The sequence below is a fragment of the Zoogloea sp. genome, from assembly GCF_028689785.1.
Lineage (GTDB): Bacteria > Pseudomonadota > Gammaproteobacteria > Burkholderiales > Rhodocyclaceae > Zoogloea.
Genome location: NZ_JAQVCN010000006.1, coordinates 1 through 22,529 on the forward strand (window position 1 = coordinate 1; position 22,529 = coordinate 22,529).

The window sequence follows — 22,529 nt, forward strand, 5'->3', positions numbered from 1 at the left end:
GAATCTCCTACGGCTCAATTCGACGGTCAAGGCCGGAATAAAGAACAAGCGCCTGCTCGCCTCCGCTTCCGATGAGTTCCGGGCGGAGGTGCTCGGGTTTATGACGTAACGGTGCGATTGCCCTGCTCTATGATCGAGCCTCACCATGAAAAAATGGATCCTCATCGCCCTAGTCGCATTCGTGGCCTTCTTCCACTGGAACTCCGGCCGTAATGCACGCGCCTTCGAAAAGGCGAGCGCTGAGCTGCAGCGGCGTGCGCCTATGGATCTGACGCCGGAGGTGCGCCTGGAAAAGGCAGAACTCAAGGGCAAGGAACTGGCTTTGTCCCTGACGCTGCGGGATGAAGAAGCAGATACGCCCGTGGTTCAGCAAAACCAGGGCATCCATCTGCTCAAGACGATGTTGACGAAGGGTTGGTGCGCCAACAAGGATCTCCGGCCTTCGATCAACGAAGGATATGTGATTTCGGTAACCGCCCTGCGCGCCGATGGGTCGGTTTTTACTCGGCTACAAGTGACGGAAGAGGAGTGCATCTGTGCCGTGCAAGGCGATATCTGCGTGATCCGCTGAACATGTCCCGGCTAAAGTCCTTGCCAAGAATACTGTACATGTATACAGTTAACGGCGATTTTCACATCGCCACCTCACACTAGGAGTAGCCTGCCGTGCTCGACCACATGACCTTCCGCGTAACCGACATTGCCCGGGCCAAAGCCTTTTACAGCGCGGCCCTCGCGCCGCTGGGCTACAGCCTTGCCTTTGAAGGCAACTATGGCATGAACATTCTGGGGTTCGCCTATCCCGACGCTTCCGAGCCCGATGGCAAGAAGGCCGACGTGTGGTTTATCGATGGCCCCTCCCCCTATGGCGGCCCGCCGGCAACAACGGGCTGTCACCTGGCCTGGCGGGCCGAGAATCGTGCTCAGGTGGATGCCTTTTACCGCGCGGCAATCGCCGCTGGCGGAAAGGACAACGGCGCCCCAGGGCTCCGCCCGGACTATCACCCGCACTATTACGGCGCCTTCGTCATTGACCCGGAAGGCAACAACATTGAAGCAGTGTGCCATCAACCCGAGAACTGATCCGGGTGCGGGCGTCGTCCTTCACATTTGCTTGATGGACGGCCCCGGCCCCCGGAGCACCCAACATTTCTAGCGCTGACAGCATGCCCTCCGATCGCATCTCAAGATTGCTCGACGACATCCGCCATCTCGACGCCGGGCACTTCGAGCTGGTTCAGGCTCTGAGAGAGACCATTCTCGGCCTTGACCCTTCGATTTCCGAAGAGGTGAAGTACGGCGGGTTTCTGTTCTCGTCGGGCAAGCCGTTTTGCGGCGTTTTTTCTTACGCGAAGCACGTTTCGCTGGAGTTCGGGGAGGGCGCATCGCTGCCCGATGCGTTCCAGGTGCTGGAAGGCGCGGACAAGTTTCGTCGCCACATCAAGTTGCTGTCGGTCGAAGACATCCGCAGCAAGCATGTCCGGGACTATCTCGTCCTGGCGCGCGGGCTGGCGGCAGAGCCTTGAGCGCGGGCGTCTTCCTGTTGACGGCCGGACAAGGCTAGAATGCGTTCCGGGCTGCCAGGACGCCCATCTCGCGAAAGCGCAAGCACCTTACATCGCAAGCCTTGCTTGCATACCCTCCGTGGCCAACGGCGAGAGCGGCCACTCGACTTCGGAGTCGGTATGCCTGTTTCATCCTCCCACCCGCCGTGCGCGGGTCAGATCTCTTCCGTTCAACTGGTGCTGCGCGAGGCAAAGCGCCTCCATCGCGCCGCAGCCTTGGGCCCCCTTTCGGAGGCGCTTCCCATCCTGCGGCGGCTCATGGCAACCCGCGCCGTGACGGACCGTTCGCTACCCGGCCTCTTCCGCGCCCGCTGCACCGTGCAGCGCAAACATGTGCTCCGGGCGCTGGCCCGCGAAGCCGGGTACGCCAGTTGGGAGGATTACCGCCACGCCCTTCCACATCTCGATGTCAGCCATCTTCAGCAGCTTGCCTCAGTACATCGCGGCACCTCGGTTCTGAAGCTCTGGTTCTCCGATGTGTCGGCAGCGCGGCGTTTCGCTGCGGAACAAGGTGGGCAGGCCGTGTGCGTCGGCGTGCAGGCCGTCGTCCTTTCTACCGCACCATCCGGCGACGCCAAGTCAGGGCTGCCACCATTGCCCGGCGCCTGAGGTTGGCAGGCTTTTCCGCGCAGCGGAGCGCCTCCGGCACGGGGAGTCGCTCCCGCCGGCGACAGCGGCGGATACCGTTCTCTTGCAGGCCTCTCGACAGGATGGAGTGCAGGCCGAGAGGCCCCTCTGTGGGTCGATTGAATTCGACCCCACGAAAACCGGCTAACCCGCGCCGCCCGGTTTGTTGCCCAGCATGGCGCGCAGGTTGGCGATGCGGGCCCGGGCGTCTTCCTTGGTCACGGGTTCGGCGGATTTGCGATCGCTGCGCTTGATGCCTTCGCCGCCCATCTCGTCGATGAAGCGGGAAGGGTCACAGGTGCGCACGTCGCGGCCCGCCTTGCGGCGGTCGCAGTAGCTGATGGTGAGGCTGCGCTGGGCGCGGGTGATGCCCACGTACATCAGGCGGCGCTCTTCCTCGATCTTGTCTTCGTCGATGGACGACTGGTGGGGCAGCAGGCCTTCCTCCACGCCCACCAGGAAGACGTGCTTGAACTCCAGGCCCTTGGAGGCGTGCAGGGTGGCGAGCTGGACCTGGTCGAGCTCTTCGTCGTCCTTGTCGAGCATGGTGATCAGGCTGATGGTCTGGATCATGTCCGACAGGGTCTTGCCGTCTTCCTCGCCCTTGCGGCCCAGCCAGCCAGTGAAGTCGCCCACATTGCTCCACTTTGTTTCGGCTTCGCGGGGCTCACAGCTTTCGTACAGCCAGGCCTCGTAGTTGATGGCCTTGAGCATGTCGTTGATGACCTGCCCGGCGGGCTCGCGGGGGGCGCGGTGGGCGATGCGATTGATGAAGTGGCAGAACTCCCGCAGGCTCTCCAGCTGCCGGGCAGCCACGTGCTCGGCGGCGCCCTCCTCGAAGACTGCGGTGAACAGGCTGATATGGCGGTGAGAGGCGTAGTGGCCCAGGGACTCGATGGTAGCGGGGCCGATGCCCCGGCGCGGCACGGTGATGCTGCGGATGAAGGCCAGGTCATCGTCCTCGTTGGCGATCAGGCGCAGGTAGGAGCACAGGTCCTTGATCTCGGCGTTCTCAAAGAAGCTGCGCCCGCCCGAGATGGCATAGGGGATCTTGTGGTTGCGCAGCTGCTGCTCGAACAGGCGGGCCTGGTGGTTGCCCCGGTAGAGGATGGCGTAGTCCTTGAAATGGGTGCGGTTCTCGAACTTGTGGGCGGAGATCTTCATCACCACCGCCTCGGCCTCGTGCTCGGGGGTCTGGTAGGCCACCACGTTAACCGGCTCGCCGGCACCGTGCTCCGACCACAACTTCTTGTCGAAGAGCTTTTCGTTGTTGGCGATCACCGTGTTGGCGGCGTGCAGGATGCGCGAGGTGGAGCGGTAGTTCTGCTCCAGCTTGATGACCCGCAGCTTGGGGTAGTCGACAGGCAGCTGGCGCAGGTTCTCGATGTCGGCGCCGCGCCATGCGTAGATGGCCTGGTCGTCGTCGCCCACAGCGGTAAACGCTGCGCGCACGCCGGCCATCAGCTTGAGCAGCCGGTACTGGGCGCGGTTGGTGTCCTGGTACTCATCCACCAGCAGGTAGCGCAGCTTGTTCTGCCAGCGCTCGCGCACCTCGGGGTGCTCGTCGAAGAGCTTCACCGGCAGGCGGATGAGATCATCAAAATCCACGCCCTGGTAGGCCCGCAGGGTCTTGTCATACTCCATGTAGAGCAGCGCTGCGGCGGACGAGATCTCGTCATTGGCCAGGTGGGCGGCTTCGTTGGGCTCGATGAGGGCGTTCTTCCAGCTGGAAATCTGCCACTGCAGGGCCTTGGCGCGGTTCTTGTCGGTGCTGGCCGTCATCTCGGCGATGATCTGGGTGGTGTCCGACGAATCGAGGATGGAAAACTGGGGCTTGAGACCCAGCAGCTTGGCTTCCTGGCGCACGATGCGCACGCCCATGGCGTGAAAGGTGCACACCGTCAGGCCCTTGGTGGCGCGGCCGCCCATCAGCTTGTTGATGCGCTCCAGCATCTCCTTGGCGGCCTTGTTGGTAAAGGTAATGGCTGCGATGTTGTGGGGGTTGAAGCCGCACTCGGTGATCAGGTAGGCGATCTTCTGGGTGATCACCCGGGTTTTGCCCGACCCGGCGCCGGCCAACACCAGGCAGGGGCCGTCCAGGTAGTGGATGGCTTCGCGTTGGGGGGCATTGAGGAGCAGGGCGGACATGGGGAAGTACGTAGGGTGGAACGGGACAGCATTTTACCGCCCCGGCGAGGCCGGGTCGTGCTCCCATAGGGGCGAATGAATTCGACCCCATGGGAGCCGCTGCGGTAAGCTCCGGCCATCATGTCCGTGTTCACACCCGTCACCGATTCCGACCTGGCCGCCTGGCTGGGCAATTACGCCATTGGCCGCCTGGACAGCCTGCAGGGCATCTCCGCCGGCGTCCAGAACAGCAACTTCTTCGTCAACACCAGCCTCGGGCGTTATGTGCTCACCCTGTTCGAGACCATGCCCCGGGCCGAGCTGCCCTTCTACCTGCACCTGATGGCCCACCTGGCACGCCACGGCCTGCCCGTGCCGGCGCCCATCGCCAACCGGGACAACGAATACCTGGGCACCCTGTCGGGCAAACCAGCGGTGCTGGTCAGCCGCCTGGCCGGCCGCTCCGAGATGGCCCCCACGGTGGCCCACTGTGCGCGCATCGGCGCCATGCTGGCCGGCCTGCACCTGGCCGGCCTCACCTTCGGCCGCAAGCAGGCCAACCCCCGGGGTGCCGAATGGCGCCGCGACTGTGCGGCCCGGGTGCGCCCCCAACTTCCGGCCGATGAACAGGCCGAGCTGGACGCGGAGATCGCCTTCCAGGCCGGCTTCGACCTGGCAGCCCTGCCCCAGGGGGTGATCCATGCCGACTTGTTCCGCGACAATGTGCTGTGGGACGGCGACTATATCGGCGGCGTCATCGACTTCTACTTCGCCGGGCACGACGCCCTGCTCTTCGATGTGGCCGTCACCCTGAATGACTGGTGCGCCGCGGCCGACGGCAGTCTCGACCCTGCGCGCAGCGGCGCCCTGCTGGCGGCCTACGCCGAATCCCGCCCCTTCACAGCGGGCGAGCGGGCCGCGTGGCCGGCCATGTTGCGGGCCGCAGCCCTGCGTTTCTGGCTGTCCCGACTCGAAGACTTCCACCTGCCCCGGGCCGGCGAAATGGTGCTGGTGAAGGATCCGGGGGAGTATCGGCGCATCCTGCGCCTGCGTGCCGGCGCAGCACCGCTGCCGGCCCTGCCTGGCTAAGGCCTCCGTCCGTCGCAGACCGCCGGTTTGAAGTGAACAGGCGATTTGGGCTAGCATCTCACCGCAGTGCAACATCCTGATTTTTCATCCCGTTTTCCCGTCGCCCGCCATGACTGATCCGGCACCCAAGGCCGTCCATCCCCACAACGCCGCGCGCCATCCGCAGCCGCAGCGCGTCTCGCCTGCCGAGGCCCTGAACTGGCTGAAGGCCGGTTGGGGCTATTTCATCGGCAATCCAGGCGTATGGGTGGCCATCAGTGTGATTTTCATCGTCATGCTCTTCGTGCTAGGGCTGGTGCCCCTGCTGGGCTGGGCGGTGGTACTGATCGGCTTTCCTGTCATGGTGGCGGGCATGGTGCTGGGCTGCCACGCCCAGGCCCGGGGCGAACCTCTGCGCATCGAACACCTCTTTGCCGGTCTCAAGGTGCATGCCGGCAATCTGGCCCTGGTGGGCGTGTTCTATCTGCTCGGTGGCCTCATCGCCGGCTTCGTGTCGGTGGTCATCGGCGGTGGTGCGATGCTCACCGGCTACATCCTCGGTGCCCTGGAAGGCCTGGGCCTGGGCCTGGTGAGCGGCGTGGTGCTGACCAGCGTAACCTTCTCGGTGCTGTGGGTGCTGCTCATCACCGCCCTATGGTTCGCCGCTCCGCTGGTAGTACTGCGTGACACCCCGCCCCTCGACGCCATGAAGCTGTCCCTCGCTGCATGCTTCAGCAACTTCGGCGTCTTCGTCGTGCTCGGCGTGCTGATTTACGTGCTGATCTGGGTGGCCATGGTGCCCGCCGGGCTCGGCGTGCTGGTGTTGATACCCGTGCTGGCCGGTACCGTGTATTCGTCCTACCAGGCTGTTTTCGGCGAGGTGCCGGCCCTGCCCGCGCCAGCCGACACGGCCCCCCAGGAAGGCACGGAGTAAGCGGATGCAGGCACGCATGCTGCCCGCCCAGCGCGGCTGGGCCTGGATTTTCGATGGTTTTTCCCTGTGGCGGCGCAACCCGGCCCTGATCACCTTTCTGGTCTTCGGCTGCTCCCTGTGCCTGCTGCTGATCGCCGCCATACCGCTGATCGGCCAGGTGATCATGTCCCTGATCATGCCGGCCCTGTCCCTGGGCATCTTCAACGGCTGCAAGGCCGTGGCCGAACGGCGCAAGGCCGGGCCGGACATCCTGCTGTCGGGCTTCCGCCAGAACCTGCCCGAACTGGTCAAGATCGGCGGTATCTACCTGGCCGGCACCCTGGCGGTGATGGGCGTAAGCCTGCTCATCGACGGCGAGATGAACATCAAGCTCTCCAAGGCCATGCTGGGCCGCGTCGGCTGGGGCGAAACCCTCGACGACCCTACCTTCACCCTGGCCCTGCTGGTGGCCACCATCGGCTCCACACCACTGATGATGGCCTACTGGTTCGCCCCGCTGCTGGCCGGCTGGGGGCAGGTGCCGGCAGCCAAGGCCCTGTTCTTCAGCTTCATCGCCTGCCTGCGCAACTGGCGCGCCTTCCTCGCCTACGGCATTGGTCTGTTGGTCGTCGCCCTGGGCGCGGGAATGCTCATCAGCATCCTTGGGCTGGTCTCGCCCCTGCTCGCCATGCTCCCGGCCCTGGTCTTTCCGGTAGTTTTCATTCCGGTGATCTTCGCCAGCTTCTACATCAACGCCCTCGACGTGTTCGAGCACATCGGGCCCGATGAGCTCATCTGAGGCGGGCGCAGGCGCGCTGGGCATCTTCGGCGGCACTTTCGACCCCATCCACTACGGCCACCTGCGCCTCGCCGAAACGGCACGGGAAGCCCTGGGCCTGGCGGGCGTGCGCCTGATTCCCGCAGGCCAGCCGCCCCACCGGGCCAGCCCAGGCGCCAGTGGCGCCCAGAGGCTGGCCATGGCCCGCCTGGCCGCGGCCGACAACCCGGCCTTCGAAGTGGACCCGGCCGAGGTGGAGGCCGCCCAGGCCAGCTTCACCATCCTCACCCTCGAGCGTCTGCGCGCCACCCTCGGGGCAGAGCGTCCGCTGGTGCTGTTGCTGGGGGTCGATGCCTTCCTCGGCCTGCCCACCTGGCGGCGCTGGGCCGAGCTGTTCGACTTCGCCCACGTTGCGGTGGCCAACCGACCCGGCTACACCCTGGACGAACCCCGCCTGCCCGACGAACTGGCCCGCCACGTGGAACAGCGCCGGGCCGCCCCAGAAGCCTTGGCCGGCGCGCCTTCCGGCTGCATCGTCAGCTTTTCCATGACCCCGCTGGCGATCTCCGCCACCGATATCCGCAACCGTGCCGCCAGCGGCCAAAGTCTGCGTTATTTGCTCCCCCCGCCGGTTCTTGACTATATTTCCCGGCATCAACTCTATTCTTGAATCAATGGACATCAGCCAAACCGAAAGCCTCATCGTATCCGCCCTCGAAGACATCAAGGGCAAGGACATAGAGGTCATCAACACCACACGCCTCACCTCCCTGTTCGAGCGCGTCATCATCGCCAGTGCCGACTCCAATCGCCAGACCCGCGCCCTGGCCCGCAACGTGGCCAACAAGGCCCGCGAAGCCGGCATCAACGTGCTCAGCATCGAGGGCGAAGACGGCGGCGAATGGGTACTGGTGGACCTGGGCGACGTGGTCGTCCACGTGATGCAGCCCGCTGTACGCGCCTACTACAACCTGGAAGAGCTGTGGGCCGGTGGCGCATCGCGCGGAGCCCGCCCGGGCGGCGGAATCGCCCGTAGCGCCTAATCTTCTTCTCCCCGCGGTGGCCCGTCCGCCGCCAAGCGCACCCATGAAACTGCTCCTCGTTGCCGTCGGCACGCGCATGCCTGCGTGGGTCGACAGCGGGTTCGACGACTTCGCCAAACGCATGCCCCGGGAGCTACCCCTGCAGCTCGTCGAGGTCAAGGCCGAACCGCGCACCACCGGCAAGACCGTCGAGGCCATGATGGCCGCCGAGGCCGCCCGCATCGAGGCTGCCCTGCCGGCCCGCTGCCGCCGCCTGATCCTCGACGAGCGCGGCGAAGACCTGACCACCAAAGCCCTGGCCAAGCGCCTGGAGCGCTGGCAGGACGGGGGCGACGACGTGGCCCTGATCATCGGCGGGCCAGACGGGCTCGACCCAGCCCTCAAGTCCACTGCCCACGAGACGATGAGACTCTCCAGCCTCACCCTGCCCCATGCCATGGTGCGGGTGATGCTGGCCGAGGCCCTGTACCGGGCCTGGAGCCTGTCAAAGAACCACCCCTACCACCGGGAGTGACATGAGCCATCCGTCCATCTACCTCGCCTCCAACAGCCCGCGCCGACGCGAGCTGCTCAAACAGATCCACGTAGCCTTCGAGCCCCTGCTCTTCCGCGGCCCCGGGCGCGAGGACCACGACATCAACGAGGACATTCGCCCCGGCGAGGACGCGGTAACCTATGTGCGCCGGGTAGCACGGGCCAAGGCCGAAGGCGGCATCAACCGGGTACGCTGGCGCGGCCTGCCCCCACGCCTGCTGCTGGCCGCCGACACAACCCTGGAACTGAACGGCGAGATCATCGGCAAGCCCGATCACGGCGAGCACGCCATGGCCATCCTGCGGGAGCTCTCCGGCCGCACCCACCAAGTGCTCACCGCCGTGGTGGTCACCGACGGACAGCGTTTCGAGGAGCGTCTGTCCACCAGCCAGGTGCGCTTCCGGCGCCTGCGCGATGACGAGATCCGCCGCTACGTGGCCACCGGCGAAGCGGCCGACAAGGCCGGCGCCTACGGCATCCAGGGGCGCGCCGCCCTCTTCATCGAGGAAATCCGTGGCAGCTACACCGGAATTATGGGCCTGCCCCTGTTCGAGACCGCGGCCCTGCTGCAGGAATTCGGCTATCCTCTCTGACGCTCTCTGAGAGAATCACGCCCGAGCCCGCAGAAGACGGGAACACAACACCACGACGCGGAAGCAATCCGCGCAGCCGATGCCGGACGAGCGGCGATCGGCGATGGCGCAGCACGTCCTGCGTCATCGCCCATCTCCGTTTGCCTCCCGCATCATGTCTGAAGAATACCTGATCAATTTCACACCCCAGGAAACCCGCGTCGCGCTGATGCAGCAGGGCGTCGTCCAGGAAGTCCACGTCGAGCGCACCGCCAGCCGGGGCATTGTCGGCAACATCTACCTGGGCAAAGTAGTGCGCGTGCTGCCGGGCATGCAGTCGGCCTTCATGGACGTGGGCCTGGAGCGCACGGCCTTCCTGCACGTGGCCGACATATGGTCCGACCGGCACGCCGGTGACCCGCCACGCCCCATCGAGCGCATCCTCGCCGAGGGCCAGAACCTCATCGTCCAGGTCCTCAAGGACCCCTTGGGCACCAAGGGCGCGCGCCTGTCCACGCAGATCTCCATCGCCGGTCGCATGCTGGTGTACCTGCCCCAGGACAAGCACATCGGCATCTCCCAGCGCATCGGCGACGAAGCCGGCCGCGAAGCCCTGCGCGAGCGGGTCAGCCGCCTGCTGCCGGCCAACGAACCGGGGGGCTACATCGTTCGCACCATGGCCGAGAACGCCTCCGACGACGAACTCGCCGCCGACATCGCCTACCTCAAGAAACTCTGGGCCGAGATCAAGAACCGCGCCGTCGGCGCCCGCCCGCCCTTCGTGCTGTACCAGGATCTCAACCTGGCCCAGCGGGTGATGCGCGACCTGGTCACCGACGCCACCACCCGCATCGTTGCCGACTCCCGGGAGAACTTCCAGAAGCTCAGCACTTTCGCCACCGAGTACATGCCCCAGGTGGCCCCGCTGCTCGACCACTACACTGGCGAGCGCCCCCTGTTCGACCTCCATGGGGTCGAAGCGGAGATCGAAAAAGCCCTGGCCCGGCGGGTGGACCTGAAATCAGGCGGCTACCTCATCATCGACCAGACCGAGGCGATGACCACCATCGACGTGAACACCGGCGGTTTCGTCGGCGCCCGCAACTTCGACGACACCATCTTCAAGACCAACCTGGAGGCAGCTCAGGCCATCGCCCGCCAACTGCGGGTGCGCAACCTGGGCGGCATCATCATCGTCGACTTCATCGACATGGAAAGCCCAGAGCACCGCAGCGCCGTGCTCGACGAATTCCGCAAGGCCCTCTCCAAAGACCATACCAAGATGACGGTAAATGGCTTCACCAGCCTCGGCCTGGTGGAGATGACCCGCAAGCGCACCCGGGAATCCCTGGCGCACCTGCTGTGCGAGCCCTGTCCGACCTGTAGCGGCCGGGGCGAGGTAAAGACCGCCCGCACGGTGGCCTACGAGATCCTCCGTGAGCTGCTGCGCGAAGCCCGTCAGTTCAATGCCCGCGAGTTCCGGGTGCTGGCTGCACCCAACGTGATCGACCTCTTCCACGAGGAAGAATCCCAGTCCCTGGCCATGCTGTCCGACTTCATCGGCAAGACCATCTCCCTGCATCCCGAGGCCAGCTACGGTCAGGAACAGTTCGACATCGTGCTGCTTTAAGGCCCGAAAAATACCCATGGAATAAACGCACCAATACAGTGCAATCCCAGTATTGGTGCGGGTTTCACGGCTTTTCCGCCCCGTGTCAGTGCATCCAAAAATTCAATCGCCAATTGATTGACGCTGCAATGCCCAGGCCCGCAGAATCGCGCCCCTCGCACAGGCAGGATGATCTCAGGATGCAAACCCCCAACACCCTCCAGGCCACCCCCGGCCAATCTTCCGGCGCCGTCCGGATCGGTCTCAACCACGGCTATGCCTTCGATGGCGACAGCGTCCAGCTCGACGCCGAGCTGCTGGTGAGCAACGCGGACGAAGCCGCCGATCAGGAATGGGCACTCCAGCTGTGGGCCTGCGAAGCCCCTTTCGACGGTCAGCCCGTCACTGCAGCCAAGATTGCCGAACTCCCCGTGGGCACCCTGGACGCCGGCAGCCCGGCCTGGGTCAGCGCCTTCACCGCCGCCCGCCCGCCCGCCGGCCAGGCCGGGCACAACATGGTGCTGGTGCTCGCCGCCGGCCGTGACGGCCACTTCGACCAGGTGCTGGATTACGCCAACTTCCCCCGCACGGAAACCTTCGTACAGCCCCGTCTCGTGGGCAGCACCGGCTTCAGCGTGGGCGAAACCACGATCAGCCTGAGCGTGGACGGCATCGACAACCCCCGTGGCGCGGACAATCTCAGCGGCACCCTGTCGCTGGAGCTGTGGGCCCTCGACGCCCCCTTCCGCAATGGCAACCCCGAGGGCGTACAGCTGGTCGCCAGCACCCTCGGCAGCCTGGCCGGCCAGAGCAGTTGGCAGAGCCTCGCCCTCGATCTGCCCCTCGCCGCCCGCCCAGCCGGCACCTGGCACATCGCCCTGCTGCTGCGTGAATGGACCGCCGTCGGCTACGTCACCCGCGACTTCACCAACTTCGCCCTGCCCCTGAGCTGGGAAGCCGAAGCCGTGGCCACTCCGATCGTCGAACCGGTCGCTTCCGCCAAACCGGCCTCCAAGGCCAAACCTGCAGCCAAAGCCGCTGCCCCCAAGGCAGCCGCCCCGGCCAAGGCCGCAACAGTACCGACCGCCGTTTCGGTCAACAAGGCCAGCGAAGCCGAGCTGGCTGCCGTCAAGGGCCTGCCCAAAGCCGTCGCCAGCGCCATCATCGCCGCCCGCCCCTTCAAGACCCTCGACGAACTGGTCAAGGTCAAGGGCATGGGCGTGAAGATGCTCGACAAGCTCAAGGGCAGCCTGAGCCTCTGATCGCCCGGGCGAAATTCATTCGACCCCACAGACGCCGTTGTCGCACCCGGTTTTATCCACCGGAGGCGCAGAGGCTTTTGTGGGGTCGAATTCAAACGGGGCAAAGCCGGGTGAATTGGCCCACACACCAGAAGCACCGCTCGCGTACGACCTAAGCGCCCGGCCCCTCCCGCACGCAGCTCCCCCACAGACTCTCGCCCCCCACTTCCAGCCAGCACAGCCACGCCCGTACGTCGAACTCCAGCTGGTGGTAAGCCGGCTCCATCCGGCAACACAACTGGTAGAAGGCCTTGTCGTGCTGGCGCTCCTTCAGGTGCGCCAGCTCGTGCACCACGATCATGCGCAGGAATTCCGCCGGCGCCTCGCGAAACAGGGTGGCGACGCGGATCTCGCGCTTGGTCTTGAGCTTGCCGCCTTGCACCCGCGACACGGTGGTGTGGGTGCCCAGGGCCTTGTGGATGGTCTGCAGTTTGCCGTCGAAGGCCACCTTGCTGAGGGGCTCGGCATTGCGCAGGTAGCGCGCCCTCAGCTCCGTCACGTAGGCGTACAACGCGCCGTCGTTGCGTACCGCATGGGGCTGGGGATACTTGCGAAGGAGCAGGGGCCCAAGCTGGCCGTCGGCGAGCCGGCTGCGCACCTGGTGCACCAGGTGCTCTGGATAGCCAGAGAGATATTTCAACGGGGCCACGGGGAGCATGACAGGCATCCAGGGAAGCAAGGCCGGAATTCTAGCGCCTGACCTCATCATTCCTTGATCTTCCGCAATATGCGCCGCGTCTGGCGGCGTAGTTTACTGACCAATCAGTCAGTAAACATCGAGAGGACGATGTGATGGAAACGTCCCGATCCGCCCCTTTGCCAGACCGCAGCCAGCCCTCGCATTGCCCCCTCCGGCGGGCACTTCTGGTGCTGCCCCTGCTGCTCGGCACCGCCTTTCCCCTGGCAGCAGCCGAAACCCTGGCCGATGCCTGGCGGGAAGCACTTGCCGTGGATGCGCGCCTGCACGCCGCCGATGCCGACACCGATGCCGCCCGGGCCACCCTGGAAGCCGCCCGCGGCCTCGCCCTGCCCAAGGCCACCGCCAGCGCCAGTTACACCGTACTGAGCAAAGAGCCCGCCGCCCGTATCGGCCTGCCCACACTCCCCGGCATCGCCCTGCCCGACCAGCTACCGCTTTCCGAGCGCACCTACGCCACCCATGCGGTCCAAGCCACCCTGCCCGTCTACACGGGCGGCCGCATCTCCGCCGCTGTCAATGCAGCCGGCATCGGGGTGCGGGCCAGCACCTTCGAGCGTCAGCGCAGCGAGCAGGCCGTGAAGCTGGAAGTGGCCGAAACCTGGCTCGACGTACTGCGCAGCCGCAGCGCCCTGGCCGCCACCGAACGCCACCTGGCGGCCCTGGATGCCCACGCCCGCGACGTGGACGATCTCCACCGACAAGGGGTCGTTCCACGCACCGACGTGCTGTCGGTGGCGGTTGCCCGCGCCGATGCCCGCCAGCAACTGACCCGCGCCCGCCACGGCGCCGACCTCGCCACCGCAGCCTACAACCGCCTGCTGGGCCGCCCTCTGGACGCCACGGCAGATCTGGCCGAACCCCCGCCCGACACCGCTGGCCGCGACGACTTTGCCACCCTCGCCGCCCGTGCCCACCAGCAGCGGCCCGAGCTGGCCCTGCTCGGCGCCCGGGCCGAGGCCGGCGACCAGGAAGCCGAGATGGAGCGCGCCGCCCGCCGCCCGCAGGTGGGCCTCAGCGCCGCCGTGCTCCACGAGGACAACCGCTACCGGGTCAGCCAGGACATCGCCCAGGTGGTCATCGGCGTGCAATGGGATCTGTTCGACGGGGGTATCCAGCGCCAGCGCACCGATGCCGCCACCGCCCGGGCCCGGGCCGCCCGCGAACGCCAGGCCGACAGCGCCAGCCGGGTGGAACTGGAGGTGCGCCACGAATGGCTGGCCGTGGACGAAGCCATCCAGCGCCTCGCCACCACCTCCACCGCAGTGGCCCAGGCCGACGAGAACCTGCGCGTCGCCCGTGACCGCTACCGCAACGGAGTTGGCACCCACACTGAAGTCCTGGATGCGGAAGCCCTGCGCACCCTCACCGACCGCAACCACCTCAACGCCCACTACGACGTGCACCTCGCCCGCTTCCGCCTGCAAAAGGCCGTCGGCGAGCTGTAAGGGAGTTCCGCCATGCCCCTCAACAAGAAGACCCTCGTGATCGCCCTCGCCGCCACCGCCATCGTGGCGGGTGGCGCCTGGGCCTGGCAGCACTTCGCCGGCAACGCCACCCTGCCCGAAGGCCTGATCCAGGCCAACGGGCGCATCGAGGGCGATCACACCACCGTGGCCAGCAAGCTCCCCGGACGCATCGCCGAAATGAAGGTGCGCGAAGGCGATGGCGTACAGGCGGGGCAGCTCCTCGCCCGCCTCGAAGACACCCAGCTCACCGCCCGCAAAGAGCAGGCCGATGCCGCCGTCGCCACCCTGCAGGCCCAGCTCGACGCCGCCCGTGCCCAGCTCGCCATCGCCCGCCGCGAAGTGCCCCTGGCCGAGGCCAGTGCCGGCGCCGTGCTGGCCAAGGCCCGTGCCGCCGAAACCCAGGCCGCCAGGGATGCCCGGCGCTTCGATGAACTGGCCGAGCGGGGCACGGTGGAAACCCGCCGCGCCGAGCAGATGCGCCTTGCCCACACCGCCGCCGCCGCCGACCTGCGCCAGGCGGAGCAATCGGCCAGCGCCGCCCGCCTGGGCAATGACAAGGTGAAGGCCAGGGAGAACGACATCGCTGCCCTCGAAGCCGGCCTGCGTCAGGCCCGGGCAGCGGCAAGCGAAGTCGCCAGCCTGATCGATGACCTGAGCCTGCGCGCGCCCACGGGTGGCGTGGTGCTGAACCGCCTGCGCGAAAACGGCGAAATGGTGGCCGCGGGAACGCCGATGTTCGACCTGGTGGACCTCGACAAGCTCTATCTCAAGGTCTACGTACCCGAAAAGCAGATCGGCCAGCTGCGCCTGGGCCTGCCGGCGCAGGTCTATACCGACGCCTTCCCGGGGCAGGCCTTCGCCGCCCGCACCCGCTACATCGCTTCGCGCGCCGAATTCACCCCCAAGGAAGTCCAGACCCCGGACGAGCGGGTCAAATTGAGCTATGCGGTAAAACTCTACTTCGACGCCAACCCCGAGCACCGCCTGAGCCCCGGCGTGCCTGCCGATGCGGTGATCCGCTGGAAGGACGAGGTGCCCTGGCAGGCACCACGCTGGTAGCGCCATGAACACCCCCACCTCTCCCGCCATCCGCGTCGAAGGCTTCGCCAAGCGCTACGGCAAACGCCTGGCAGCCGACGGGCTGAGCCTGACGGTGCAGCAGGGCGAGATCTACGGGCTGGTGGGCGCCGACGGATCGGGCAAGTCCAGCCTGATGAAGGCCGTGGCCGGCGTGCTGGCCTTTGACGCAGGCACGGTGGAGGTCTTCGGCACCCGGGTGGACTCGGCACGCAGCGCCGAGCGGGTCAAACAGCGCATCGGCTTTCTGCCCCAGGGGCTCGGCCTCAACCTCTATCCCGACCTGTCCATCGAGGAGAACGTGGATTTCTTTGGCCGCCTGCGCGGCGTGGCGGCGGCCGAGCTCGCCGAGCGCAAGCGCCAGCTGCTGGAAATGACCCGCCTCGACGCCTTCCGGGGGCGGCCGATGCGCCAGCTTTCGGGCGGCATGAAGCAGAAGCTCGGGCTGGTATGCACCCTCATCCACGAACCCGATCTGGTCATCCTCGACGAACCCACCACCGGCGTCGACCCCGTCTCCCGGCGCGACTTCTGGGCCATCCTCGGCAAACTGCTGGAAGAAAAGGGCATCACCGCCCTGGTGTCCACCGCCTACCTGGACGAGGCCGACCGCTTCCACCGGGTGTCCCTGTTCCACGAAGGCAAGGTAATGGGCGAGGGCACGCCGGCCGAGCTGGTAGCCCAGGTGCCTGGCACTGTGGCCCTGTTCCGCGCCGAACCCCAGGCCGAGGCCCTGCTGCGCCTCAAGGCCGCGTTTCCCCAGACTGAAGCCATGGGCCCCTGGCTGCGGGTGTTTGCCGAGGGTCTGGATGCAGCCGGGGCCCGGGAAACAGTGGGCAATGCGCTCACCGGCATCCTGCCGACGGACTGGTTCGCCCGCGAGCCGGAGCTGGAAGACGTGTTCGTGGCCATGCTGCGACAGCGCGGGGCACAGCTGGAATCAGCCTTTTCCGCGGGCAGCCACATGCCCGCAGGCGCTACCGACCTGGCCATTGAGGCCCGTGGCCTGACCCGCATCTTCGGCGACTTCCGCGCTGCCGACGCGGTGAGCTTCACGGTGCCCCAGGGGGAGATCTTCGGCCTGCTCGGCGCCAATGGTGCCGGCAAAACCACAGTGATCAAGATGCTCACCGGCATCCTCAAGCCCTCGTCGGGCGAAGGTCGGGTGGCCGGCGCCGACATGCGCAGCGCCGGGCGCGCCATCAAGGAGCGCATTGGCTACATGAGCCAGGCCTTCTCCCTCTACCACGACCTGTCGGTGGTGGAGAACATCCGCCTCTACGCCGGCATCTACGGCCTCGACGAGCGCCAGGCGCGCCTCCGCAGCGACTGGGTGATCGGCATGGCCGGGCTGGCAGGCTTCGAGAACGACGCCGCCGGCCGTCTGCCCATGGGCCTGCGCCAGCGCCTCGCCCTGGGCTGTGCATTGGTGCACGAGCCCCGGGTGCTGTTTCTCGATGAGCCGACCTCCGGAGTGGATCCCATCGGCCGCCGCATGTTCTGGGACATCCTCTTCCACCTGTCGCGTCGGGAGGGGGTGGCCATCCTGGTCACCACCCACTATATGAGCGAGGCCGAACACTGCGACCACCTGGCCCTGATGTACGCCGGTCGGGTGGTGGCCGACGCCTCGCCCGAAGCGATGAAGGCGGGCATCGCTGCCGAGTCGGGCCAGCTGGTGGAGCTGCGCGTGGACCACCCCGTGCCGGCCCAGGCGGCCCTGCGTGCGGCCGGCTTTGCCAGCGCCACCCTGCACGGACGCTCGGTGCACCTGCTCTCCCGCGATGCCGCCACCGACCTCCGGCGGCTGCCTGGCCTGCTGGCCGAGGCCGGCATTACCGTACACTCGGCCGACCTGCGCCCCCTGTCGATGGAAGACGTGTTCGTGCACCGCATCACCGCCCTGGAAGCCGCCGACCGGAGGGCGTCATGAAGCACCAGCGCATCATCGCCCTGGCCTGGAAGGAATGGCGCGAGATCATCCGCGACCGGCTGTTCTTCGCCCTCGCCTTCATCGTACCCACCATGCTGATGCTGCTGTTCGGCTTCGGCCTGACCCTGGACGTGGAGAACCTGCCCTTCGCCGTGGTGGACCACGACCGCAGCGCTGCCAGCCGCGACTACACCTACCGCTTCATCTCCTCCCGCTATTTCGATTTCAAGGGCCAGGCCGGCGACGAACGCCAACTCGACACCCTGCTGGCCGACAACCGCATCCGCCTGGCCCTGGTGATACCGCCACGCTTTGGCGAGCGTCTGGCCAGGGGCGAGGCCGCACCCGTGCAGGTGCTCATCGACGGCACCTTCCCCATGCGCGCCCAGACTACCCAGGGCTACGTGGCCGCCATCAACAGCGCGGTGAGCCTCGACAACATGGCCGGCGCCCTGTCAGCCGGCCGCGGCATCCCCCTGGCCGAGGCCCAGGCCCGGGTCCAGCCGGTGAAGCTGGAAGTGCGCTACCTCTACAACCAGAGCGTGAAGAGCATCTGGTCCCTGGCCCCCAAGCTGATCATGCTCATCATGATGCTGTCGCCCCCCTTCCTCACCGCCCTGGGCGTGGTGCGCGAGAAAGAGTCCGGCTCGATCTTCAACATCTACTCGTCCACCGTATCGCCGGGCGAATTCCTGATCGGCAAGCTCGCACCCTATGTGGCGATCTCCTTCACCAACGGGCTGATCCTGTGGGCACTGGCGGTGGGACTGTACGGCACCCCCTTCAAGGGCGACCCGGCCTTCTTCGCCCTGGCTCTGCTGCTCTACGTGGTGTGCACCACCGGCCTGGGGCTGGTGATCTCGATGCTGGTACAGACCCAGGTGGCGGCGATGATCGTGGCCAGCATCGTCAGCATCATCCCGGCGGTGCTGTACTCGGGGATGCTGCTGCCCCTGTCGTCCCTGGCACCCGGGGCCTCTGCCATCGCCCATGCCCTGCCGCCCATGTATTTCACCAACATCGTGGTGGGGAGCTTCCTGAAGGGAGTCGGCTGGCAGGCCCTGTGGGCCGACATGCTGGTGCTCACAGCCTATGCGGTGGGCCTGTTCGGGCTGGGCTACCTGCTGTTCAGCAAGAGGCCGTCAGCATGAATGGCATCTTCTCCGGCGCCGGCCTGCGCCGCCTGCGGGTGATGACCCACAAGGAGCTGCTGCAGCTCTTTCGCGATGTGGCCCTGATGGTGTTCTTCCTCTATGCCTTCACCGGTGACATCTACATCGCCGCCTCCGGGGTCAGCATGCAGCTGAAGAATGCGGCCATCGCCACCCTGGACGGCGACCACAGCCTGGCCTCCCGGGAACTGGCCAGCCGCTTCCAGCCACCCTATTTCCAGGCCGCGGGCAGCGCCGGCACGCCGCGCCAGGCGATCCGCCACCTGGACGACGCCGAGGTGATGGCGGTGCTCGACATTCCGCCGCGCTTCGGCGAACGCCTGTCCAGGGGCGAACAGGTGGCCGTGCAACTGCAGGTAGACACCTCCAATTCAGTGCTGGGCTTCCTGGCTTCCAGCTATGGCGCCCAGATCGTAGGCCGCTATGGCCTGGAGGTAGCTGCCCTGCGCGAAGGCCTGAGCAGTGGCGGGATCGCCGGCCCCGTCATCCAGGCCGACACCCGCATCTGGTACAACCCCAACCAAAACGACGCCTGGTTCATGGGCATCTCCGAGATGCTGACGGTCATCACCCTGTTCGCAATCCTTCTGCCCGCAGCAGCGATGGTGCGTGAGAAGGAGCGCGGCACCATCGAGCAGTTGATGGTCACTCCGCTGAGTGCCTTCCAGATCCTCTTCCCCAAGGTCATCGCGATGACGCTGGTGATCCTGGCGGGCACCGCCATCGCCCTGTTCGGCGTGCTCGGCCCGTGCTTCAACCTGCCCATGCGCGGCAACCTGGTACTGTTTTTTCTGATCACCGCACTCTACGTGTTCACCACCGCCGGCCTGGGCCTGCTGGCCGCCACGGTCGCCCGCAACCTGGCCCAGGTAGGCATGCTGACGGTGGTGATCCTGATGCCCATGCTGCTGCTCTCAGGCGCTTGGACGCCCATCGAGGCCATGCCCGAGTGGATGCGCATTCTGGCGTGGGCCTCACCGCTACACTACTTTCTGGACGCCGCCTACGGCATCCTGCTCAAGGGCGTCGGCATGGCGCTGCTGTGGCAACCGGTACTGGCCATGGGGCTGCTGGGTGTCGTGGTGTTCGGCGCCGGCATGGGCCGCTTCGGCAGGCAGTTCGGCTAAGCTCAGCGCCCCAGCAACGCGGCCAAGGGCGCCAGGATCTCCTCACCCACCGCGTCGAAGCGGCTGAAGCGCAGATCGTCCAGCACCCGCAGCCCGGCCGGGTCTTCGTGCATCGCACACAGGATGCGCTGGATGGTCTCACGCTTGTCGGCCCAGTCGGGCGACACCATGAAGCAGTGGAAGGCCAGCCCATCACAGCTCTCACCCACCACCTCCAACTGGCTGCGCGTGCTCGGGTTGAGGCTGTTCCAGGTTTCATTGAAAACAATCCCCAGGTCGGCCGTGCCGTCGATCACTGCTTTCGCCGCGTTGAGATGGTTGCCGACGAAAGTAAAGGCCGCCCGACGCACATCGATGTCGAGTCCGTCGAGCACCTTCAAACCCAGATCATGGATGATCAGCTTGTCGGTGGCACTGGCGATATGCGAGGCGGGGCCCCGCTGGGCGCCCCGGCGCGCCACCACGACAGCCTCGTCCACAACCCCGGCCGGCCGTGCAACGGGCACGAAACCCCGCTCCCGGGCAAAGCACAGCACACTGTACGGATTGGCATAGACCACATGATGAGGGTGGTCGAGCACAGCCTGACGCTCCTCGAGAAAGCTGTCGCGGGGATCAAAGTGAATCCCGATACCCAATTTGCGCTGAAGATAGGTGTTGAGGGTGAACCAACCAAGCAGGTTCTTGGCCGTGTCGTGAGGGCAGACACTGAGTTTGAACGGGCTTGGCATGGATCAGACCGTCCCGGATATGGTGTGAAGTGTGGGCATGGCGGGGTCTAGTCGTGACGGGAAGCCGGCACGCCAACCATTCGGAACGCGTGCCATATGCATGATTCTACCTGCCTGTTACATCCATCCCATGGGCTCGACGTCTCCGGGAAACCCGCCTCCGAAAACATTCAACGGAAAAGCCCGCATTTTAAAAATACGCCATACACAACAAAAATACGGTGAAAAAGGCGACAAGTTCGCGTATTTATCGGTTTCGAATTTTCTCTGAAAAAGCAATTTGATGCCTTTACGATAAATCCGGATAACATGTCTGCACCTCCCGCAGAGAGCCCCCCTCATGCCCCGCCCCTCATCCGCCATCCGGCTCCGGCCCTTCCTGCTTGTGGTCATTCTGGTGGCCGTGGTGCTCTACTACAGCTACCCCATGGCCCTCCGCCTGCAGAACGGCGGGCATTTTCTGGCAGCCCGCCCCCTGTACCTGATTTCCGCCGTGGCGGGCAATCTCAAGGCCCAGCACAACCTGGCCGCCATGCACCTGGAGGGCGAGGGCGGCCCGATCAACCCGGAAGCAGCCGCCTACTGGTATACCCGGGCAGCCGAGCAGGGGAGCATCATTTCGGCGACAACGTTGGGCGAAATGTATCTGAAGGGCTACGGCGTGGACGCGGACCCCGTAAAAGCAAGCACTCTGCTGGAGCAGGCCGCCAGGCAGGGCGACCCCGCCGCGGTGGTGATGCTTGGCGAAATGTATTCCGAGGGCGTCGAAGGTATGCCGAAAAACGGCGAGAAGGCCAAACACTGGTATCAGGTGGGGGCAGAGCGGGACATGCCGGCCGCCCAGTATGGCCTCGCCAGCCTCCATGCCTCCGGCGAACTCATACCCAAGAACCTGAATCAGGCCGAGTTCTGGTACCTCAAGGCGGCCCGCCGCGGACATGCCAAGGCTCAGCTGGCGCTGGGCATGCTTTACATCAGTCAGCCCGGGGGTGCCGGGGCCAGGGGCGCCCAGGTGTGGCTCACCGAGGCCAGCCAACAGGACGAAACCGCCGTCGCCGCACGCAAGCACCTGGCCAGCCTGTGCCGGGCAAACCCTGCCCTGAACTGCACCCTCAGCTCGGCAGGCCCCAGCCTGGGGGCATTGCTGCCCCCCGCCGCACGTCGTCGCCTATAGCCAGTCCACCAGTGCGACCCCCAGCCCCAGGGTGGTCTGACGGTGGTTGTAGTCGATCAAGGTTTCGCCGTAACCGCTGAAAACCTGGACGAAGCCCTTCAGCTTGCGATGGATGGGGAAGCTCCAGTCCACCTGGGCCGCGCCGCGCCCCCCGCTCTGCCACAGGGGCCCGCGCAGGGTCAGGCCGAGGCCGTGATCGCCCAGCTTCCACATGGCCTGCACGTCGCCATGGCCGAGATAGCGGGTGATGTCCGGGTTGTCGTCCTTGCCATCTTTCTCGGGGAAGCGATACCAGGAACGCACCAGCACGGCAAAGTCGCCACGCTCGATGCCGGCCTGGGCCATGACCCGGTTCCAGCTGCGGGACAGGGGCTCGGCTCGCCCATTGGACTGGTGATTGAAGCCCAGGGACATCATCTTGAGCTTGAACCCCGCCCCCGCATCCAGGTTGGTGCGAAACACCGCCATCAGCTCGGGCTCGTAGTTGGTCTCGCGGAAAGGCGACGAATTGCTCTTGTTGTACACCTGCCAGCTGGACTGCTGGGTGTAGCCCATCCACAGGTCTCCATGGCGCCCGAACATGCCCTCCCACAGCTTGGTCTTGAAACTGATCTGGTACTTGGCCTCCACCGGCGAGACGTCCATGGGCGTACTCACCGAGCGGTCGGGCCCGGGTGAGCTGGGCATCCGGTTGGCCGAGTTGGTGAGCCGCCCCAGCAGGATGTAGGTGGGCCGATAGGGGGTGATCAGGAAGGTGCCGCGCTTGTCCTCGGCATCCAGTTCCCAGCGTACTGAGAACGGCGTGTTGTCGGGCGGCGGGAGGGCCGGCGCCTCCTGGTGAGGGCGGCCGACGGCGTCGTCGTAGCAGGCAAGGCGCTCGGTGTTGTCGGCGATGGCGGCACAGGTGGAGGGGCTACCGGCGGCCAGCACCGGCCCGGCGCCAAGGGTGGCCAGCAGTGCCAGGGAGGGCCCAAGGGAAAAACGATGATTCATGAACGCTCTCTTTCTGTCC

General features: G+C 66.1%; 23 protein-coding genes. 19 read left to right on the plus strand and 4 right to left on the minus strand.

Annotated features, from left to right (window positions below):
• Positions 1-145 precede the first annotated feature (145 nt).
• The 4 genes from PHI64_RS04650 to PHI64_RS04665 all read left to right on the plus strand — a co-directional run bounded on the left by PHI64_RS04650 (position 146) and on the right by PHI64_RS04665 (position 2,174).
• Complete coding sequence (locus tag PHI64_RS04650) at positions 146-571, plus strand: hypothetical protein (protein WP_299879329.1); 426 nt, start codon at positions 146-148, stop codon at positions 569-571.
• A gap of 95 nt (positions 572-666) precedes the next feature.
• A complete protein-coding gene (locus PHI64_RS04655; protein WP_299879334.1) occupies positions 667-1,083 on the plus strand; it encodes a VOC family protein in 417 nt (138 codons plus the stop codon).
• An 83-nt stretch (positions 1,084-1,166) separates the two neighbouring features.
• Entirely contained in the window at positions 1,167-1,526 is a 360-nt protein-coding gene (locus PHI64_RS04660) for a DUF1801 domain-containing protein (RefSeq protein ID WP_299879336.1), read from the plus strand.
• Between the two features lie 159 nt (positions 1,527-1,685).
• On the plus strand, positions 1,686-2,174 hold the full coding sequence (locus PHI64_RS04665; protein ID WP_299879339.1) for a hypothetical protein: 489 nt from the start codon (positions 1,686-1,688) through the stop codon (positions 2,172-2,174).
• Positions 2,175-2,336: 162 nt separating this feature from the next.
• On the opposite strand, the gene PHI64_RS04670 is transcribed toward PHI64_RS04665, so the two are convergent.
• Positions 2,337-4,340, minus strand: a complete 2,004-nt coding sequence (locus tag PHI64_RS04670) for a UvrD-helicase domain-containing protein (protein WP_299879342.1) — start codon at positions 4,338-4,340, stop codon at positions 2,337-2,339.
• A 120-nt stretch (positions 4,341-4,460) separates the two neighbouring features.
• Here PHI64_RS04670 and PHI64_RS04675 point away from each other — a divergent pair, with 120 nt between their 5' ends.
• From PHI64_RS04675 to PHI64_RS04715, 9 genes are all read left to right on the plus strand, one after another.
• Positions 4,461-5,408 (plus strand): homoserine kinase, encoded by a 948-nt coding sequence (locus PHI64_RS04675; RefSeq protein ID WP_299879344.1) that lies wholly within the window; start codon positions 4,461-4,463, stop codon positions 5,406-5,408.
• Positions 5,409-5,517: 109 nt separating this feature from the next.
• A complete protein-coding gene (locus tag PHI64_RS04680) occupies positions 5,518-6,321 on the plus strand; it encodes a BPSS1780 family membrane protein (protein WP_299879347.1) in 804 nt (267 codons plus the stop codon).
• 4 nt (positions 6,322-6,325) lie between these two features.
• The gene (locus tag PHI64_RS04685; protein ID WP_299879351.1) at positions 6,326-7,099 is read left to right on the plus strand and encodes a BPSS1780 family membrane protein; all 774 of its coding nucleotides are present in this window, start codon (positions 6,326-6,328) and stop codon (positions 7,097-7,099) included.
• Positions 7,086-7,748 carry a nicotinate-nucleotide adenylyltransferase gene (gene nadD / locus PHI64_RS04690; RefSeq protein WP_299879352.1) on the plus strand — a complete coding sequence of 221 codons (663 nt, stop codon included), beginning with the start codon at positions 7,086-7,088 and terminating at the stop codon, positions 7,746-7,748. The genes PHI64_RS04685 and nadD overlap by 14 nt, the downstream gene beginning before the upstream one ends.
• 4 nt (positions 7,749-7,752) lie before the next feature.
• On the plus strand, positions 7,753-8,121 hold the full coding sequence (rsfS, locus tag PHI64_RS04695) for a ribosome silencing factor (protein ID WP_299879354.1): 369 nt from the start codon (positions 7,753-7,755) through the stop codon (positions 8,119-8,121).
• 43 nt (positions 8,122-8,164) lie between these two features.
• Positions 8,165-8,635, plus strand: a complete 471-nt coding sequence (gene rlmH / locus PHI64_RS04700) for a 23S rRNA (pseudouridine(1915)-N(3))-methyltransferase RlmH (RefSeq protein ID WP_299879357.1) — start codon at positions 8,165-8,167, stop codon at positions 8,633-8,635.
• Between the two features lies 1 nt (position 8,636).
• Positions 8,637-9,248, plus strand: coding sequence for a nucleoside triphosphate pyrophosphatase (locus PHI64_RS04705; protein ID WP_299879360.1), 612 nt, complete (start codon positions 8,637-8,639; stop codon positions 9,246-9,248).
• Between the two features lie 154 nt (positions 9,249-9,402).
• Positions 9,403-10,857, plus strand: coding sequence for a ribonuclease G (rng, locus tag PHI64_RS04710; RefSeq protein WP_366945138.1), 1,455 nt, complete (start codon positions 9,403-9,405; stop codon positions 10,855-10,857).
• Between the two features lie 179 nt (positions 10,858-11,036).
• Positions 11,037-12,098: a helix-hairpin-helix domain-containing protein gene (locus PHI64_RS04715; protein WP_299879366.1), complete on the plus strand. Its 1,062-nt coding sequence runs from the start codon at positions 11,037-11,039 to the stop codon at positions 12,096-12,098.
• A 151-nt stretch (positions 12,099-12,249) separates the two neighbouring features.
• On the opposite strand, the gene PHI64_RS04720 is transcribed toward PHI64_RS04715, so the two are convergent.
• A complete protein-coding gene (locus tag PHI64_RS04720) occupies positions 12,250-12,795 on the minus strand; it encodes a YgjP-like metallopeptidase domain-containing protein (RefSeq protein ID WP_299879369.1) in 546 nt (181 codons plus the stop codon).
• 134 nt (positions 12,796-12,929) lie between these two features.
• Between PHI64_RS04720 and PHI64_RS04725 the strand changes: the two genes are divergently transcribed.
• From PHI64_RS04725 to PHI64_RS04745, 5 genes are read left to right on the plus strand one after another with little or no spacing between them, the layout of a single operon-like run.
• Positions 12,930-14,282: a TolC family protein gene (locus tag PHI64_RS04725; RefSeq protein ID WP_299879372.1), complete on the plus strand. Its 1,353-nt coding sequence runs from the start codon at positions 12,930-12,932 to the stop codon at positions 14,280-14,282.
• A 12-nt stretch (positions 14,283-14,294) separates the two neighbouring features.
• The gene (locus PHI64_RS04730; RefSeq protein ID WP_299879375.1) at positions 14,295-15,362 is read left to right on the plus strand and encodes an efflux RND transporter periplasmic adaptor subunit; all 1,068 of its coding nucleotides are present in this window, start codon (positions 14,295-14,297) and stop codon (positions 15,360-15,362) included.
• 4 nt (positions 15,363-15,366) lie between these two features.
• Entirely contained in the window at positions 15,367-17,313 is a 1,947-nt protein-coding gene (locus PHI64_RS04735; RefSeq protein ID WP_299879378.1) for an ATP-binding cassette domain-containing protein, read from the plus strand.
• Positions 17,310-18,464, plus strand: a complete 1,155-nt coding sequence (locus PHI64_RS04740; protein WP_299879381.1) for an ABC transporter permease — start codon at positions 17,310-17,312, stop codon at positions 18,462-18,464. The genes PHI64_RS04735 and PHI64_RS04740 overlap by 4 nt, the downstream gene beginning before the upstream one ends.
• Complete coding sequence (locus PHI64_RS04745) at positions 18,461-19,612, plus strand: ABC transporter permease (RefSeq protein ID WP_299879384.1); 1,152 nt, start codon at positions 18,461-18,463, stop codon at positions 19,610-19,612. Before PHI64_RS04740 ends, PHI64_RS04745 begins: the two co-directional genes overlap by 4 nt.
• 2 nt (positions 19,613-19,614) lie before the next feature.
• Here PHI64_RS04745 and PHI64_RS04750 read toward each other — a convergent pair whose 3' ends face one another.
• Positions 19,615-20,343, minus strand: a complete 729-nt coding sequence (locus PHI64_RS04750; RefSeq protein WP_299879386.1) for a PhnD/SsuA/transferrin family substrate-binding protein — start codon at positions 20,341-20,343, stop codon at positions 19,615-19,617.
• A gap of 340 nt (positions 20,344-20,683) precedes the next feature.
• On the opposite strand from PHI64_RS04750, the gene PHI64_RS04755 reads away from it, so the two are divergent.
• The gene (locus tag PHI64_RS04755; RefSeq protein WP_299879389.1) at positions 20,684-21,517 is read left to right on the plus strand and encodes a tetratricopeptide repeat protein; all 834 of its coding nucleotides are present in this window, start codon (positions 20,684-20,686) and stop codon (positions 21,515-21,517) included.
• Here the strand turns inward: PHI64_RS04755 and PHI64_RS04760 are convergent.
• Positions 21,512-22,510, minus strand: coding sequence for a phospholipase A (locus PHI64_RS04760; RefSeq protein ID WP_299879392.1), 999 nt, complete (start codon positions 22,508-22,510; stop codon positions 21,512-21,514). The two genes, PHI64_RS04755 and PHI64_RS04760, sit on opposite strands and share 6 nt — an antisense overlap.
• Between the last annotated feature and the right edge of the window lie 19 nt (positions 22,511-22,529).

Excerpts from the sequence above, each read along its gene's own strand:
- PHI64_RS04650 (WP_299879329.1), top strand. The coding sequence starts at position 146 with ATGAAAAAATGGATCCTCATCGCCCTAGTCGCATTCGTGGCCTTCTTC.
- PHI64_RS04660 (WP_299879336.1), top strand. The coding sequence starts at position 1,167 with ATGCCCTCCGATCGCATCTCAAGATTGCTCGACGACATCCGCCATCTC.
- PHI64_RS04665 (WP_299879339.1), top strand. The coding sequence starts at position 1,686 with ATGCCTGTTTCATCCTCCCACCCGCCGTGCGCGGGTCAGATCTCTTCC.
- PHI64_RS04670 (WP_299879342.1), bottom strand. The coding sequence starts at position 4,340 with ATGTCCGCCCTGCTCCTCAATGCCCCCCAACGCGAAGCCATCCACTAC.
- PHI64_RS04675 (WP_299879344.1), top strand. The coding sequence starts at position 4,461 with ATGTCCGTGTTCACACCCGTCACCGATTCCGACCTGGCCGCCTGGCTG.
- PHI64_RS04680 (WP_299879347.1), top strand. The coding sequence starts at position 5,518 with ATGACTGATCCGGCACCCAAGGCCGTCCATCCCCACAACGCCGCGCGC.
- PHI64_RS04685 (WP_299879351.1), top strand. The coding sequence starts at position 6,326 with ATGCAGGCACGCATGCTGCCCGCCCAGCGCGGCTGGGCCTGGATTTTC.
- nadD (WP_299879352.1), top strand. The coding sequence starts at position 7,086 with ATGAGCTCATCTGAGGCGGGCGCAGGCGCGCTGGGCATCTTCGGCGGC.
- rsfS (WP_299879354.1), top strand. The coding sequence starts at position 7,753 with ATGGACATCAGCCAAACCGAAAGCCTCATCGTATCCGCCCTCGAAGAC.
- rlmH (WP_299879357.1), top strand. The coding sequence starts at position 8,165 with ATGAAACTGCTCCTCGTTGCCGTCGGCACGCGCATGCCTGCGTGGGTC.
- PHI64_RS04705 (WP_299879360.1), top strand. The coding sequence starts at position 8,637 with ATGAGCCATCCGTCCATCTACCTCGCCTCCAACAGCCCGCGCCGACGC.
- rng (WP_366945138.1), top strand. The coding sequence starts at position 9,403 with ATGTCTGAAGAATACCTGATCAATTTCACACCCCAGGAAACCCGCGTC.
- PHI64_RS04715 (WP_299879366.1), top strand. The coding sequence starts at position 11,037 with ATGCAAACCCCCAACACCCTCCAGGCCACCCCCGGCCAATCTTCCGGC.
- PHI64_RS04720 (WP_299879369.1), bottom strand. The coding sequence starts at position 12,795 with ATGCTCCCCGTGGCCCCGTTGAAATATCTCTCTGGCTATCCAGAGCAC.
- PHI64_RS04725 (WP_299879372.1), top strand. The coding sequence starts at position 12,930 with ATGGAAACGTCCCGATCCGCCCCTTTGCCAGACCGCAGCCAGCCCTCG.
- PHI64_RS04730 (WP_299879375.1), top strand. The coding sequence starts at position 14,295 with ATGCCCCTCAACAAGAAGACCCTCGTGATCGCCCTCGCCGCCACCGCC.
- PHI64_RS04735 (WP_299879378.1), top strand. The coding sequence starts at position 15,367 with ATGAACACCCCCACCTCTCCCGCCATCCGCGTCGAAGGCTTCGCCAAG.
- PHI64_RS04740 (WP_299879381.1), top strand. The coding sequence starts at position 17,310 with ATGAAGCACCAGCGCATCATCGCCCTGGCCTGGAAGGAATGGCGCGAG.
- PHI64_RS04745 (WP_299879384.1), top strand. The coding sequence starts at position 18,461 with ATGAATGGCATCTTCTCCGGCGCCGGCCTGCGCCGCCTGCGGGTGATG.
- PHI64_RS04750 (WP_299879386.1), bottom strand. The coding sequence starts at position 20,343 with ATGCCAAGCCCGTTCAAACTCAGTGTCTGCCCTCACGACACGGCCAAG.
- PHI64_RS04755 (WP_299879389.1), top strand. The coding sequence starts at position 20,684 with ATGCCCCGCCCCTCATCCGCCATCCGGCTCCGGCCCTTCCTGCTTGTG.
- PHI64_RS04760 (WP_299879392.1), bottom strand. The coding sequence starts at position 22,510 with ATGAATCATCGTTTTTCCCTTGGGCCCTCCCTGGCACTGCTGGCCACC.